At 69.3% G+C, this 14,547-nt stretch carries 15 protein-coding genes; 3 read left to right on the top strand and 12 right to left on the bottom strand.

The features are described 5' to 3' along the window. Positions 1–46: 46 nt before the first annotated feature. Both ACVMK0_RS10415 and ACVMK0_RS10420 read left to right on the top strand, forming a co-directional pair. Positions 47–2,062 (top strand): ABC-F family ATP-binding cassette domain-containing protein, encoded by a 2,016-nt coding sequence (locus ACVMK0_RS10415; protein ID WP_476463753.1) that lies wholly within the window; start codon positions 47–49, stop codon positions 2,060–2,062. 79 nt (positions 2,063–2,141) lie between these two features. Further along, positions 2,142–2,810, top strand: coding sequence for a histidine phosphatase family protein (locus ACVMK0_RS10420; protein WP_476463754.1), 669 nt, complete (start codon positions 2,142–2,144; stop codon positions 2,808–2,810). On the opposite strand, the gene ACVMK0_RS10425 is transcribed toward ACVMK0_RS10420, so the two are convergent. The 4 genes from ACVMK0_RS10425 to queC all read right to left on the bottom strand — a co-directional run bounded on the left by ACVMK0_RS10425 (position 2,797) and on the right by queC (position 7,686). After that, positions 2,797–4,923: a ribonuclease catalytic domain-containing protein gene (locus tag ACVMK0_RS10425; protein ID WP_476463755.1), complete on the bottom strand. Its 2,127-nt coding sequence runs from the start codon at positions 4,921–4,923 to the stop codon at positions 2,797–2,799. The two genes, ACVMK0_RS10420 and ACVMK0_RS10425, sit on opposite strands and share 14 nt — an antisense overlap. A 321-nt stretch (positions 4,924–5,244) precedes the next feature. Next, complete coding sequence (gene queE / locus ACVMK0_RS10430; protein WP_045536870.1) at positions 5,245–5,889, bottom strand: 7-carboxy-7-deazaguanine synthase; 645 nt, start codon at positions 5,887–5,889, stop codon at positions 5,245–5,247. After that, positions 5,886–6,959 (bottom strand): 6-pyruvoyl trahydropterin synthase family protein, encoded by a 1,074-nt coding sequence (locus tag ACVMK0_RS10435; protein WP_476463756.1) that lies wholly within the window; start codon positions 6,957–6,959, stop codon positions 5,886–5,888. The genes queE and ACVMK0_RS10435 overlap by 4 nt, the downstream gene beginning before the upstream one ends. Before the next feature lie 13 nt (positions 6,960–6,972). Beyond that, complete coding sequence (queC, locus tag ACVMK0_RS10440; RefSeq protein WP_476463757.1) at positions 6,973–7,686, bottom strand: 7-cyano-7-deazaguanine synthase QueC; 714 nt, start codon at positions 7,684–7,686, stop codon at positions 6,973–6,975. Between the two features lie 287 nt (positions 7,687–7,973). Between queC and rfaH the strand changes: the two genes are divergently transcribed. Continuing rightward, entirely contained in the window at positions 7,974–8,471 is a 498-nt protein-coding gene (gene rfaH, locus ACVMK0_RS10445) for a transcription/translation regulatory transformer protein RfaH (protein ID WP_476463758.1), read from the top strand. On the opposite strand, the gene rnhA is transcribed toward rfaH, so the two are convergent. The 8 genes from rnhA to ACVMK0_RS10485 all read right to left on the bottom strand — a co-directional run bounded on the left by rnhA (position 8,468) and on the right by ACVMK0_RS10485 (position 14,545). Further along, positions 8,468–8,920 carry a ribonuclease HI gene (gene rnhA / locus ACVMK0_RS10450; protein WP_476463759.1) on the bottom strand — a complete coding sequence of 151 codons (453 nt, stop codon included), beginning with the start codon at positions 8,918–8,920 and terminating at the stop codon, positions 8,468–8,470. The genes rfaH and rnhA overlap by 4 nt on opposite strands. Beyond that, complete coding sequence (locus ACVMK0_RS10455) at positions 8,917–9,753, bottom strand: class I SAM-dependent methyltransferase (RefSeq protein WP_476464686.1); 837 nt, start codon at positions 9,751–9,753, stop codon at positions 8,917–8,919. Before ACVMK0_RS10455 ends, rnhA begins: the two co-directional genes overlap by 4 nt. 43 nt (positions 9,754–9,796) lie before the next feature. Next, positions 9,797–10,747 (bottom strand): hypothetical protein, encoded by a 951-nt coding sequence (locus tag ACVMK0_RS10460; RefSeq protein WP_034114296.1) that lies wholly within the window; start codon positions 10,745–10,747, stop codon positions 9,797–9,799. Positions 10,748–10,903: 156 nt separating this feature from the next. Further along, entirely contained in the window at positions 10,904–11,680 is a 777-nt protein-coding gene (locus tag ACVMK0_RS10465; RefSeq protein WP_476463760.1) for a hypothetical protein, read from the bottom strand. A 61-nt stretch (positions 11,681–11,741) separates the two neighbouring features. Beyond that, complete coding sequence (locus tag ACVMK0_RS10470) at positions 11,742–12,740, bottom strand: MlaD family protein (RefSeq protein WP_476463761.1); 999 nt, start codon at positions 12,738–12,740, stop codon at positions 11,742–11,744. A 16-nt stretch (positions 12,741–12,756) separates the two neighbouring features. Continuing rightward, positions 12,757–13,560 carry an MlaE family ABC transporter permease gene (locus ACVMK0_RS10475; RefSeq protein WP_045536882.1) on the bottom strand — a complete coding sequence of 268 codons (804 nt, stop codon included), beginning with the start codon at positions 13,558–13,560 and terminating at the stop codon, positions 12,757–12,759. Between the two features lie 53 nt (positions 13,561–13,613). Next, the gene (locus ACVMK0_RS10480; RefSeq protein WP_476463762.1) at positions 13,614–13,883 is read right to left on the bottom strand and encodes a hypothetical protein; all 270 of its coding nucleotides are present in this window, start codon (positions 13,881–13,883) and stop codon (positions 13,614–13,616) included. Next, positions 13,880–14,545 carry a response regulator transcription factor gene (locus tag ACVMK0_RS10485; protein ID WP_250961199.1) on the bottom strand — a complete coding sequence of 222 codons (666 nt, stop codon included), beginning with the start codon at positions 14,543–14,545 and terminating at the stop codon, positions 13,880–13,882. The genes ACVMK0_RS10480 and ACVMK0_RS10485 overlap by 4 nt, the downstream gene beginning before the upstream one ends. Positions 14,546–14,547 lie beyond the last annotated feature (2 nt).

Consider the following 14,547-nt stretch of genomic DNA (forward strand, 5'->3'; position numbering starts at 1 on the left):
TACCCTCAAGCCCCCCTGACCACGCCTCCCTCAAGCCCACCGCCCCATGACCTGGATCACCCTCAACGGCCTCAGCCTCGCCTACGGCCACCTGCCCTTGCTCAACCGGGTCGATTTTTCGCTCCAAGCCGGCGAGCGCGTCGGACTGGTGGGGCGCAACGGTAGCGGCAAATCGTCGCTGCTCAAAATCATCGCCGGCCTCGAGCGCGCCGACGACGGCCAGATACAGCGCCAAAACGGGCTGCGCGTGGCCTACGTGCCGCAAGAGCCCGAGCTCGACCCCGAGGCCAGCGTGTTCGAGGCCGTGAGCGTGGGCCTGCAGCGCGTGCAAGAGCTGCTGCAGCGCTATCTGGCGCACGAGAGCGGCTGCGACCTCGACGCGCTGCAAACCGAAATCGAAACCCTAGACGGCTGGAACTGGGAGCAGCGCGTAGCCCAAACCCTGAGCCGGCTCGGCTTGCAGGCCGATGAGCGCGTCGGCAGCCTCTCGGGTGGCGTGCGCAAGCGCGTGGCGCTGGCGCAGGCGCTGGTGGCGCTGCCCGATTTGCTGCTGCTCGACGAACCCACCAACCACCTCGACCTCGACGCCATCGGCTGGCTGGCCGAGCTGCTGCGCGATTTTCGTGGCGCCTTGCTGCTCATCAGCCACGACCGCGACTTTCTGGACCGCGTCTGCACGCGCACGGTGGAGCTCGACCGCGGCCTGCTGCACAGCTACGACGGCGCCTACAGCGCCTTTGAGCGCCTCAAAGCGCAGCGCTTGGCACAAGAGGCGCTGCTCAACGCCCGCGCCGACAAGCTGCTGGCGCAAGAGGAGCAGTGGATCCGCAAAGGCGTCGAGGCGCGGCGCACCCGCGCCCAGGCGCGCATCGAACGCTTGCAGGTGCTGCGCGCCCAGCACGCCCAGCGCCGCGCTGCCGTCGGGCAGGTGCGGCTGGATGTGAACAGCGGGCCGGGCAGTGGCCGCTTGGTGGCCGAGCTCGAGGGCGTGAGCAAATACTTTGGCGATGGCCCCGAGCGCCGCTGCATCATCGACAACTTTTCCACCACCGTGCTGCGCGGTGACAAAGTGGGGCTGATCGGCCCCAACGGCGCCGGCAAAACCACCCTGCTCAAGCTGATTTTGGGCCAGCTCGCCCCCGACAGCGGCCAAGTGCGCAGCGGCAGCCGGATCGAAGTGGCCTACTTCGACCAGATGCGCGACGCGCTGGATCTCAACGCCACGCTCGAAGACTTCATCAGCCCGGGCAGCGAGTGGATCGAGATCGGCACGCGCCGCATCCACGTGCGCAGCTACTTGGGCGACTTTTTGTTTGCCCCGGCGCGCGCCCGTGCGCCCATCAGCGCCCTGTCGGGTGGCGAGCGCAACCGGCTGCTGCTGGCGCGGCTGTTTGCGCGCCCGGCCAACGTGCTGGTGCTCGACGAACCGACCAACGACCTCGACATCGAAACCCTGGAGCTGCTCGAACAGCTCCTGACCGAGTTCGACGGCACCGTGTTTTTGGTCAGCCACGACCGGCGCTTTCTCGACAACGTGGTCACCAGCACCATCGTCTATGAGGGCGCGGGCCAGTGGCGCGAGTACGAGGGCGGGGTCGAGGACTGGATCGCGCAATCGATGCGCGTGCACGGCGCCGCGCCGGTCTGGGGCCGCAGCGGTGCGGCCGGCATGGGCACGTCGAGCCTGGCGGGCAGCAGCGGCCTTGGCAGCGCCAGTGCGGCCCGCGCTGCAGGGCCGGCACAAGGCTCCCCCCAAGCCCCCCCTGCATCCAGCCCCACGGCCGCCCCCTCGCCGGCCCGCAGCGCGCCCCAGCCAGCAGCCAACCCCGCCCCTGCCCGGCGCAAGCTCAGTTACAAAGAGCAGCGCGAGCTCGAAGCCCTGCCGGCGCGCATCGAGGCGCTGGAGGCCGAGCAAAAAGCCATAGCCGCCGAGCTGGGCGATGGCCTGCTCTACGCGCGCCACCCAGACCGCGCCGCCGCCCTGGCCCAGCGCCACGCCGCCATCGACGAGGAGTTGCTGCAGGCGCTGGAGCGCTGGGAGGCGCTGGGCCAGCCGGGCTGACGGGGCCCGGTCGCCTCGGCGACGCGCTGGAGGCATCAGGCGTCAACTGGCGGCGCCATAAAGCACCACAATCGCCCCCATGGGAACCCTCTACCTGGTGCGCCACGGCCAAGCCTCGTTTGGCAGCGACGACTACGACCGCCTCAGTCCGCTCGGGCAGCACCAAAGCCAGCGCCTAGGCGAGCACTGGCGCGCGCACGGCCTGCATTTCGACGCCGTTTACACCGGCACCCTGCTGCGCCATCGCCAAACCTGGGCGGGCATCGCGCAGGGGCTGGGCAGCAGCCTCGAGCCGCATGAGTGGCCCGAGCTGAACGAGTACGACAGCGCCGCCCTGATCGAGGCCCTGCACGCCCACCCCAGCGCCCCGGCGCACACCCCGCAGGGCTACCGCGAGCATTTTCGGCTGCTGCGCGACGCGCTGCGCCAGTGGTCGGCCGGCGTGCTGACGCCGCGCGGCATGGGCAGCCACGCGGATTTCGTCGCTGGCGTCAACGCCGTGCTGGAGCGGGTGCGCACCCTGCACACGGGTCGGGTGCTGATCGTCAGCAGCGGCGGCCCGATCGCCACCGCCGTCGGTCAGGTGCTGGGCACCACGCCCGAGACCGCGATCGAGCTCAACCTGCGGCTGCGCAACACCGCGCTCACCGAGTTCGATTTCAACCCCAAGCGCCATACGCTGGTGAGCTTTAACACCCTGCCCCACCTGACGCAGCCCGAGCAGGCCGCCTGGGTCAGCTACGCCTGAGGGGCGCAGAGGCAGCGGGCTCGGGCAGTACCTCGGGTTCGGCCTCGGGCTGCGCCTCGGCCTCGGGCTCGGCACCCTCGTCGAGGTCGAGCGCCAGCGCCAGCGCCGGTGCCAGCTCGGGCGCGCCGTCCTCGCCGTCCTCTTCCAGCGCATCGGCCTCGGGGCTGCCCGGCGCGGTGCGCGCCAGCTGCTCGATCACGCTGGCCGAGAGCTCGAGCCCGATCAGGTCGATGCTGCCCAGCCGCACCCGCACCGGGGTGCCGCGCTCCAGGCCGGCGCTGCCGGCAGCAGGCAGCACCAGCGGCAGGGTGTCGGCGCGCACCAAGCCGTCTTTGATGACGCTGGCGCTCAGTTCGCCGATCTGCTGCTGCTGCACGTAGCGCAGCGTCCAGTAGCGCTCCATGGCGTTTTGAAACTGCGCGTAGCTGGTGTAGGTGGCATCGAAGGCGCTGATGATGGCCAGCAAAGCGGTGTCGCGCGGCTTGAACGGCGCCGCCAGCGCGGCCGCCTTGCCGTGGCGCGCGCAGGCCAGCAGCTGCCACTGGTTGACCAGATCGGTGTAGCGGCGCAGCGGCGAGCTGCTCCAGGCGTAGCAAGCCACCCCCAAGCCGGCGTGCGGCAGCGCCTTGGCCCCCATGCGCACCTTGATGCCCGGCGCCAAGCTGGCTTGGCTGCGGTAAATGGCGGGCACGCCGCAGTCGGCAAGCCACTGGCCCCAAGTGCTGTTGGCCAAGATCATGGCCTCGGCCACCATCAAGTCCAGCGGTGCGCCGCGGCTGCGGGTGCCGATCTGCACGCGCTCCTCACCCGTCGGGCCCTCGGGCGGCACATCTTGCAGCTCAAAGGTGTAGTCGGGCCGGGTGAAGGTCTCGGGTTTGCCGCGCACCAGCTCGCGCCGGGCTTTGCAGTGCAGCGCCAGCCGGTACAAAAAAGCCAATTCGGCTCGCAACGCCAGCACCTCCTGCGGCAGCGGCGCGCCGGCCTCGGCCTCGGGGTCTTGCAGCCAAGCGGCGGTCACGCCTTGGTCGATCTGGTCGTGGCGCAGGTTGTGCGCAATCGGCACTTGCTCGATGCGCGTCTCGAAACCCTGCAGCTCGAGCGTGGCGGCATCGAGGCGCAGATACAACGACAGCGCCGGGCGCGCGCCCCCGGCATCCAGCGTGTAGGCCTGCACCACGGCATCGGGCAGCATGGTGATTTTGTGCCCCGGCATATAGACCGTGGACAGCCGCTGGCGCGCCACCTCGTCGAGCGCGCTGCCGGGCTCGATCGCCAGCCCCGGCGCCGCAATGTGGATGCCCAGCGTGACCACGGCGCTGCCCAGGCCCTGCAGGCTCAGGGCGTCGTCGATCTCGGTGGTGCCCGAGTCGTCGATCGAAAACGCCTGCACCGCCGCCAGCGGCAAGCCCTCGGGCAGCGGCGGCAAGGGCGGCAGCGGCCCAAACCCCACGCCCTTGGGGAACTGGTCGAACAAAAAGCGCTGCCAATGGAATTCGTAGGCGTTGCGGATGGCGCCGGCGCGCTGCAGCAGCAGCAGCGGGGCGGTGTGGGTGCTGCGCGCGGCGTGCACCACGGCCTTGTACTCGGGCGCGTTTTTATCGGGCCGGAACAGGATCTTGTAGAGCTGCTGGGCCACCGCCGGCGGGCACTGGCCCGCAGCCAGATCGGCTGCCCAGGCCTCGGTCTGGGCCTGAATCTGCTTTTTCTTCTCGATCGCCGCCAGCGCCTGCTGCACCACCTCGGCCGGGGCTTTTTTGTAGCGGCCTTTGCCGGCGCGCCTAAAGTAATGCGGGGCCTCGCTCAGGCGCAGCAAGGCCGCGAGCTGCTGCGCCAGCGTGGGCGGGTCTTGAAAATACTCGGCCGCCAGTTCGGCAAAGCCGAACTCGGCCTCGGGGGCAAACTCCCACGCCAGCTCGAGCTCGATCTGGGGCCGCAGGGCCTCGGCCGCCTGCAGCAACGCCGCCGGCTCGGGTTGCGCAAAGCGCAGCAGCACCAAGGCGGCCTTGACCTTGACGCGCTTGCCCGATTCAAGCTCGACTTGCAGCGCGGCATCGGATTCAGACAGGATGCGGCCGGTGAGCAACTTGCCGGCTTCGTCAAACAGGGCGTACAAAATGGGGCTTTCTGGGCGGGAAGGGGGGTGGGCGGCAACGGCCCCGGCTGCCATCGTGCGCCGCGCGGGGTGGGCTCAGAGTTTAACGGCCAGCGCCAGCACGGCCACACCCAAGTGCGGCCGGCGGCGGGCGGCAGGCCACACCCAAGGGCGGTAGGCGGCGGACGGCTCTGGCCACACCCAAGGGCGGCGGGTGGGCTGGGTGCGCTCGCAGCGCCATTGCGGCCGAAGGACGCCTAAGCAAGAGCGCACCCAGCCCGCCCGCCGCCCGCCCCCGCAGAACTGCCCCCCGCCCTAAAGTAGCCCCAGCCTCAGAGGCTCTCAGGGGATACCCAGCCACTTGTGCGTTTGCAGCGACAGGCGCCACTGCGGCTGCGCCATGCAGTAATCGATCGCTTGCTGGGTGTGCTGGGCGCGCTGCGGGCCGTCGAGCGGCTGCAAAAAGAAATGGGCAAAATCCAGCGCCGCAAAGCGCTCGGGCTCGGCCCCGGGCTGCGGATAGACCAGCTTGAGCTCGTCGCCGCGCCGCACGCGCAGCTCGGTGCCGGCTTTGGGGCTGACGCAGACCCAGTCCAGGCCCGCGGGCAGGTCCAGCGTGCCATTGGTCTCGAGCGCAATCTCAAAGCCCTCGTTGTGCAGCGCCTCGATCAGCGCGGCGTCGAGCTGCAGCAAAGGCTCGCCCCCGGTGCACACCACCAGCGGCCGCCCCGCTCCTGCGCCGCTGCCGCCGCGCCAGTGGCTGCGCACCGCCTGCGCCAACGCCTGCGCGCTGGCAAACCGGCCACCGCCGGCGCCGTCGGTGCCCACAAAATCGGTGTCGCAAAAGCGGCACTGGGCGCTGGCGCGGTCGGCCTCGCGCCCGCTCCACAGGTTGCAGCCGGCAAAGCGGCAAAACACCGCGGCGCGGCCGCTCTGCGCCCCTTCGCCTTGCAGGGTGTAAAAAATCTCTTTGACGCTGTAGCTCATGGCAGCCGCACCTGTGCGCCGCAGCCAGGCGTCTGGTACAGATCGACCCGCTCCAACGCCGCCAGCTCGCGCCGCCCCTGCTGCAAAATCCAGCCGGCAAGGCTCGCGCAATCGCAGTCGGGCAACGCGGCGCGCTCGGCCAACTCGTGCAAAGGCTGGTGGTCGAGGGCCTTGAAGATCGGGTCGAACAGGCGCTTGACGTCGCCAAAATCCAGCGTCCAGCCCTGCACCGCATCGAGCTCACCGCCCAGATGCAGGCGCAGCGTGTAGGTGTGCCCGTACAGGGCAGCCAAAGGGTGCTCGGCCGGGGCCTGGCGCAGCCGCCGCGCGCTGTCGAGCGTCAGGTCTTTCCAGATGCGGTAGCGCTGCCCGTCGTAGCGGGCGCCGCACGAGGCAGTCTCGTATACCGTGACCCGGCTCAAGGCCGGCAGCGCCGGCACGAGCTGCTGCCACAACCACGCCGACAGCACCTCGCTGGTGGGGTTTTCCAGCCCGGCGATGTCGTTCAGGCACTGCCGGTGCAGGCGCTGCTGCAGCGGCGCCCAGGCGCGCTCGATGGCATCGGCCGCCACCGCCTCGCCCCCATCTGCCCGCACATGGAGCAGCGCCTCGAAGCCGTGCCCGTGCATGCGGCCGCACTTGTGGCCAGCGGGTACGCGGGGCAACTGGTGCGCGGCCTCGAAGCGGTAGCGCCGCCAGATGTGCACGTGGCCGGTGGCGTCGAGCGTGCAGCCGCTGCGCGGCGTGCTCTGCAGCCCGATCTGGGCCCCTTGCAAGCCATCATGGTGCAAGCGCTGCTGCAGCCAGCGCGCCAGCGCGGCGTCGTCGGGCTCGGGCAGGCAGTCGTTGAGCAGGCGGTGGTCCAGCACCGCCGTCACCGCCTCCAGGTGCTGCTGCAGCTGTTCGACTTCGGTGCCCGGGCACAGCGCCCAGCCGGGCGCGGCGTGGGCGCGCAGCCGCGCCACGAAGCTGTGGCCATGCAGGCGCGCCTGCGGGTGCTGCGCTGGGCGGCCATGCAACTGCCGGGCGGCCTCGAAGCCGGCTTGAGCGCAGTGTTGGAGATTCAGCATAAGGCCAACCGCTTCACGGGTGCGCGCCAAAGCGCTGCAGCAAAGGGTCGGGGCAGCCCGCCTCGGCAAAACCCTTGGCGCGCAGCAGACAGGCGTCGCAGGCGCCGCAGGGCAGGCCCTGTGGCCCCGGGTCGTAGCAGCTACAAGTCTGCGCCATGTCAACGCCTAGGCGTAACGCCTCGCGCACGATCTCGGCTTTGCCCAGGTGCTGCAAGGGGGCGTGGATGCGCACCCTTTGCGCACCCTCTACCCCGGCCCGGGTGGCCAAATTGGCCATGGCCTCGAAGGCCTGGATGAAGGCCGGGCGACAGTCTGGGTAGCCGGAGTAATCGAGCGCGTTGACGCCGATGAAGATGTCTGTACTGCCCAGGGTTTCGGCCCAGGCCAGCGCCAGGCTCAGAAACACCGTGTTGCGCGCCGGCACATAGGTGCTGGGGATGCCCTGCGCCAGCGCCGCCAGCGAGCGGTGCTTGGGCACCTCGAGGGCGGCTTCGGTCAGGGCCGAGCCACCAAAGGCGCGCAGATCGACCGGCAGCGTGACGTGCTGGTGCGCCCCTTGGGCCCGCGCTTGCGCCCGCGCCAAGTCCAGCTCGTGGGCGTGGCGCTGGCCGTAGTCGAAGCTCAGGGCGCAGGTGGCAAAGCCGCGTTCGCGCGCCAGGGCCAGCACGGTGGCCGAATCGAGCCCACCGCTGAGCAGCACCACCGCCTTGGGTAGCGCCGCCGTCATGGCTGCAGCGCCGCAACCGAAGCGGATGGAGCGGATGGAACGGACAAGGCGGGCACAGGGAAGGGCCGCCCGTTGGGCGCACCCGATAGGAGCAAAGTCATGACAGTCCTTTTTTTTCGAGATGGGGGCGAGGGAACCCATCGAGCCGATGCACCGGCGCACAAGCCGAGCACAATTCCCGCATTTTACTTGGGCGATGCAGGGTCTTGGTTGCGGGGTCTTTCGTTGCGGCGTCAGGCTTGCCCAGCTAAAATCTGGCGCATAAAACGGCTTTCGGAGGGTTGGCATTGCACTGGTATCTTGTACACACCAAGCCACGCAGGGAACTGTGTGCGCTGGAGCATCTTGAGCGCCAGGGTTTTTGCTGCTACCTGCCGCTGCTGCGCACCGAAAAGCTGCGCCGCGCCAAGCTCGACACCTGCGACGAGCCCTTGTTTCCCCGCTACCTGTTCATCGAGCTCGATACCGATTTGCAATCCCGCAGCTGGGGCCCCATCCGCTCCACCGTGGGCGTGAGCCGCTTGGTGACCTTTGGCGGCGAGCCGGCCAAGGTGCCCGGCGCGCTGGTCGAGCAGCTGCGGCTGCACGAAAGCCATCTGCGCGGCCAAGTGGTGCCTTTGTTCCAAACCGGCGAACGGGTGCGCGTCACCCAAGGGCCTTTTGTCGGCCTCGAGGGGGTGTACCAAATCGCCGAGGGCGAACGCCGGGTGCTGGTGCTGATCGAAATGCTCTGCAAACCGGTGCTGCTGCCGCTCGAGCCCACCGCGCTGCGCAAAGCCAGCTAACGGGCCGCTGCGCGCGCCTGCGCCACGCCCAAGTTGGCCAAGGCATCGGCGCGCTCGTTGCCGGGGTCGCCGGCATGGCCTTTAACCCAGCGCCAGTCGATTGCATGCCCACCTTGCTGCACCAAGGCGTCGAGCTGCTGCCACAGATCGACGTTTTTGACCGGTTGGCGCGCCGCCGTCTTCCAGCCCTTGGCCTTCCAGCCCGGCAGCCATTCGGTGATGCCTTTGCGCACGTACTCGCTGTCCAGCCACAGGGTGACGCGGCAGGGGCGCTTGAGGGCTTGCAAGGCTTGGATCACGGCGGTGAGCTCCATGCGGTTGTTGGTGGTCTGCGCTTCACCGCCGTACAGCTCTTTGACCGCGGCCTCGCTGCGCAGCAGCACGCCCCAGCCACCCGGGCCGGGGTTGCCCTTGCAGGCCCCATCGGTGTAGATGACCACGCTGTTCATGCGGGCGATTGGCCTTCGCCATCCAGCTGGGCGGCGCTGGCCTGACGGGCCACCGCCACCTGCTCGGCCGCGACCCGCTTGGGCCTCCAGGCCGGCCCCAGCAAACGCAGCCCACGCACCCGCTTGACGGCCACCATGCAGTAGGCGTTGCCCAAAATGGGCCAGTAGCGCGCCCCGGCCCGCTCCATCCAACTGCAACGCTGCAACCAGAGCTCAGACTGCAGCGCCGGCCGGTAACAGCCCATGCGGCACGACTCGACTTCCAGCCCCAGCAGTTGCAGCCAGTCGCGCAACCGGCGGTGGCCGATGAACTCGCCGGCTTCGGGCAGGAACGGCCGCGCCCAGCGCGAGCGCTTGAGCCCGACGCGCGCCAACAGGCGCGCCCGCAGCTGGCCCCAGCCCCACAGGCTCCACGGGTTCAGGCCACAGACCACCAAGCGGCCCTCGGGCAGCAAGACCCGCTGCACCTCGCGCAGCACGGCGTGCGGGTCGGCGCTGAACTCGAGCGTGTGCGGCAAAACGACCAAATCGAGCGTGTTTTCTGCAAAGGGCAGCGCCGCCGCGTGTGTCACCAGCGCCACGCGTGCGCTGCAGGGTGGCAGCGGGGCGCCCTCATGGTCCCGATCAGACCGGCGCTGCCACGCCGTGGCCATCGACGGCTCGAGCACCGCCAGCCAGCGCTTGGGCATGCGGTTGGCGCGCAAGGCATCGAGCTGCGGCAAGCCCAACTGCAGGGCGTGGTAGCCGAAGCAGTCGGTCACCGCTTCATCAAAGCGCTCCTGCTCCCACGCCAGCAAGTAGCGCCCGGCCACGCTCGCCAGCCACGCGGCCAGCTGCTGGCCGTCGGCATCCGATGCGACCGATGGCGGCGTTGGGTCAGAGGTCAACGGCTTCATCGGCCACGGGCGACTGCGCCAGCACGGCCGCACGGATCATTTCGCGCATCGCTTTTTTCTCGGGAAAGCTCAGCGTGCGACCCAGCCCGCGGCGCACGCGCAGCAGCAGATGGCGGTCGGTCTCGGGCGGCACGCCGTGGCTGTTTTGCATTTCTTCGTACAGGTCGAGCCGCGCATGCGGGGTCTCTTCGCGCCACCATTCGTCGATCACCTGCTGCACCTGCTCGAGCCACGCGCCATCGGGCTGCTGGTCGGCATGGGCCGGCTCGGCCAAGGCGAAGCCGTGCTCGGGCTCGTGTTCGTGTTCAGATTCGCGCTCGAACTCGCGCCGGTCGGCTGGCGGCGCGCGGTTGGGCACATAGCCCAAGCCCTCAGACTGCCCGTGGCTCAGGGCCGCCCAAGCGGCCTCGTTGAGGCTGACGCGGCGATCGGCTTGCATCAGCAGCCGTGCCCAGCTCGGGTCCTGGCCCATCAGCAGGCCGAAGTCCTGCGCCGAGGCGTCGGTCACCATCACCACCTTGAGGCCGCGCCACTGCGCTTCGTCGATGTAGGGGATGAGGCGTTCGTCGTCGCTGGCCAGCAGCGCCATGGCGCAGCCGCCGCGGCTGGCCAGTTGCGTCAGCTCCAAACCCAACGCGCGCACCAGCGCGGCGCCGCCGTCGCTGGCGTGGGCCGGCACCATGCGCACCACCAGGTCGTCGCACAGCTCGCTGGGTTGCTGGTCGGTGTAGAGGTAGCTGCGCAACACGGCCGCTTCGGCGCCACAGTGCCGCGCCAGTTGCGAAAACACCGCTTGGTACAAGCCCCGATGGAGCGCCTCGCTGGGTGGGTTGGGCTGCTGCTTGGCCAACCAGAGCAGGTAGCGTTCGTCGATGAGCGCCACCGCCACGCCGAGCTCGGCTCTGGCGCCGGCACCGTATGCAGGGCGCATCGACGGCCTTTTGTTTAAGTGAAATTTGGTTTTCATAGCGGCCCAGTTAATGCAATAAAGTAAATAGGCCCGGATCGGGCCATCCGCTTGGGCATCAGCCCTGTGATTTTGGCACGAAAGCGGGCTAAAGGTTCCGCAACCGCGCGCGGATGGCGTTCAGGGGCCGCTGCGCGCTGGGGTGGCTGGTGCGAGGGTGGCTGGTGCGGCGGGGGCAGCCAACAGCCACTCGATGCGCTGCTGCGCTGCTGCGGCCAGCTCGGCCTCGCCACGGCGCTGCGCCATGTCCACCTGCACGCGCAGCCACGCCAGCAGGGGCCGGCGCCAGCCTTGCTCGGAGGCCGTCTGCACCGCCAGCGCCAGCGCCTCGGGGTCGAGCCGCTGCGCGCGCAGCCACACGCTGGCCGCCACCAAGCGCGCCAGCGGGTCGTCGATGGCGCGCAACAGCGCCACGGCTTCGCCGGCGGCGGCAGGCTCGAGCAAGCGCCGCGCCGTCGGCCGGTGGGCGCTCGGTAGCCACTCAAGGTCGGCGGCCTGCGCCTGCCCGAGCAGGTAGCGGGCGTAGGCTTGCTCGGCCGCGCCGGCGCGGGGCAGCACGGGCTGCGCCGCCTCGCAGCGCTCGGCCAGATCGAGGGCTGCCTGGGCCACGGCACAGCGGCTCAGGGCCAAGCGCGCCATCTGGTCGGCGCGCGCGGTGCGCTGGGCGGCCTCGCGGGCGCGCTGCCACTCCAGTTCGGCCACCCGCTGGCGGCCCTCAAGCTCGGCCCGAATGGCGCGCTGCTGCGCCCCGTGGGCTTCAATCTGCCAATCGGGCACGCGCGGCCCGGCGGCACAGCCCGCCAGCAGCCCCACCAGCAACCCCAGCACGGCCCACAGACCGAACCTTCGGCCCACGGCGCGGGCTTGGTCTGCAATGGTTAAAACGTGTGTAAACATCAGGGGCTCAGGCGGTGTTTGGGTGCGTCAAGGCGGGCATGAACGATTGCCTCTGAGCCTCTCAGGGCACCCTCAACTCGGTGTCGCGGGCCAGCGGCCAGCGGCGGTTGAGGTCGCTGAGCAAGGCGTCGATGCGGCGCAAATTGGCCTCCACCTCGACGCGCAACTGGTCCAGATCGACGGTGGCGGCGCGCGTGTTTTGCGCGATGCCTTGGGCCTCGACCAGCACCGCATCGACCTTTTGCAGCGACTGGCGGGCATCGGCCAACAGCCCCTCGATCTGGCGCACCGCCGCTTGGGTGTCGGTCATCAGACCGTCGGCGCCGAACACGCGCTGGTCGGCGTTGCCCACCAGCGACTCGGCGCGTGCGGCCACCGCCTCGAGGCGGCGCAGCAAGGCGTTGCTCTCGTCGATCACCTGCATGAAGCGCGCGCGGTCCTCGGGGTTGCCCACCAGCAGCCCCAGCGCGCCTTGCGGCCCGGTGAGCGTTTCGCTGGCCCGCTGCACGTTGCGCAAGCTGGCGTTGAGCGGCGCCTGCTCGGCGGTCATGCCCTGAAGGTTGTGCATCAGATCGCGAACTTGGATCACGATGCGGGGCAAATCGGCCATGGCGTCGCCCTTGAGCACCGTGCGCTCGGCGCCGTCGGGCAGCGGCGGGTCTTCCATCATGCCGGTGAAGGCGCGCAAACGGGTCGCGCCCACGAGGCTGCGCTCGAGGGTGAAGACGCTGCTTTCGCGCAACCAGCGCGCCTCGCTGCTGCGCACATCGACCCAGATGCGCACGCTGCCGTCGTCGCCCAGCCCGACGCGGCGCACGCGCCCGATCGGAAAGCCCGAGAAGGTCAGGTCCATGCCGATCGTCACCCCCTCGGAGTCGTCGGCGATCAGCACCAGCTCTTGGGTGGGCTCGAAGGCACCGCGTGCGTACAGCAAAAACGCGGCCGATCCCAGCAACAGCGCCAGCAGCAGCGCCAGCAGCACCGCAGCCTTGAACTCGACGTGCTGCACGCGCGCCTGGCGGATGGTGCGTTCGACGGTGTCGGTGTCTTCGGTGCTCATGGTTTCCGTCAGCCTCTCAGGCGTAGTTGCCCAGCAGCGAAACCAACTGAATCAGCAGCAAGGCCATGAACAGGCGCATCAGGAGCTGCAGTTCGGTGCTGGCCCGCTGCCCGGGATCGACCGGATCGTACAGGCTCGAAGCCAGCGGCACCAGTGCCACCGTGAGGGCAAAGAAAAAAGTTTTGAAGGCGAAGATCAGCGTCACCTCGGGGCTGAACACGCGCCCGACCAGGTGCAGGTACGCGTCGAGGGCCCAGGGGCTGAGGCCGTAGATGTTCAGATAAGCCAACAGCAGCGACACCAGCGCGCTCAAGGCCACAAGCGTAAACACGGCAAAGATACCAGCCAGCGCCCGCGGCAACACCAGCCAGTGCAGGGCGTCTTTGCCTTCGGCTTGCAATTGCTCGAACACCCCTTGGCGGCGCAAGTTCAGAATTTCCTCGGCCTGCCCGATGCTGCAGCGCAAGGCCACGAACAAGGCCGCCGCCAGCGGGATGAGCTCGAGCACCAGCACCCGCACCACCATCTCGACCGCGTACTGCGACAGCCCCATGCCGGTGGCCGTGACGACCACGATGCGGATCAGCACCACGCCAAACAGCGCCGACAAGGCGATGAACCACAGCAGCACCGGCGCCGTGGCTTGGTAAACGTGCGTGGCAAGCACCGGCCAGCGCTGCCGGCTGTAGCTCGAGGGCGACAGCGCCAACACCAAAATCACCGCCCCCAAGTGGATGATGCGCCACCAGTTCAGGCACCAACGCCCGAGCCCGCGAGCCAAGCCCGCCAGCAGCGCGAAAAATTGCTCCAGCCACACCATGCGTCGATCTTAACGCGGCACGCTGGCACAGACTGCAGCGGAGCCCGATTGCCTCAGAGCGTCTCGTCGCCGTGTTCGTCGAGCAAGCGCAGCCGACGGCTGAGGGTGGCGCGGGTCTGGCGGCGCGACAACAGCTTGGCCTGCGCGGCGGGCGGAAAGTCGGTGAACTGGATCAGGCCGCGCAGAATCAGGATGTCGATCAGGTCTTCGGTGACGCGCGCCAAGCCGCTGTCCGAATCGGCCAGCTCGCGCTGGCCCTGCTGGTCTGCCGGCTGCGGCGGCACCGGGCCCTCATCGGGCTGCAGCGCGGGATGCGGGCTCATGGGCGTACCCCGGGCACGTCGGCCGGCAAGCTGCTTTGCAGCCGAAGCACCAATTGCACGCGGTCGCGCACGCCCAGTTTGTCAAAAATGGCCCCCAAGTGGGCCTTGACGGTGCGCTCCGAGATGAACAACTGCTCGGCCACTTCTTTGTTGCTCTTGCCCAAGGCCACGGCGCGCGCCACTTGCGCCTCGCGCTCAGACAGGGCCGACAAGTCGCAACCCGCGCCGCTGCCCGAACCCGGGTGGCGCTGCACCAGCTCGCGCGTCGCGGCCACCAGGCGCTGCACCAGGCTGGGCCCGACCCACAGCCCGCCGTGCACCACCACCTGCTCGACTTCGCGCAGCAGCTCGGGCACGGCCTGCAAATGGCAGTAGCCGCGGGCACCGGCATCGAGCGCGCGCAAGCCTTCAGCGTCTTCGGGCACGCTGCTGAGCACCACCACCAAGCAGCCGGGGCGCTGCACCAGCAATTCGGCGATGCGCGCCGGCCACTGCGGCTGGCTCACCGGCATCCAGACCGTATCGCCCGGACGCACCAGCGCCAGCAAATGGCTCCAAGTCACCCACCGCCCCTCGGCAAAGGCCTGCACCCAGCGCTCGGATGGGGTCGGCAAGGCCTGATTGGCGGCAGCGGAATGGACCAAAAAATAGGCTTGGCTCATGC

It is taken from the genome of Serpentinimonas sp. SSL01 (assembly GCF_056323735.1).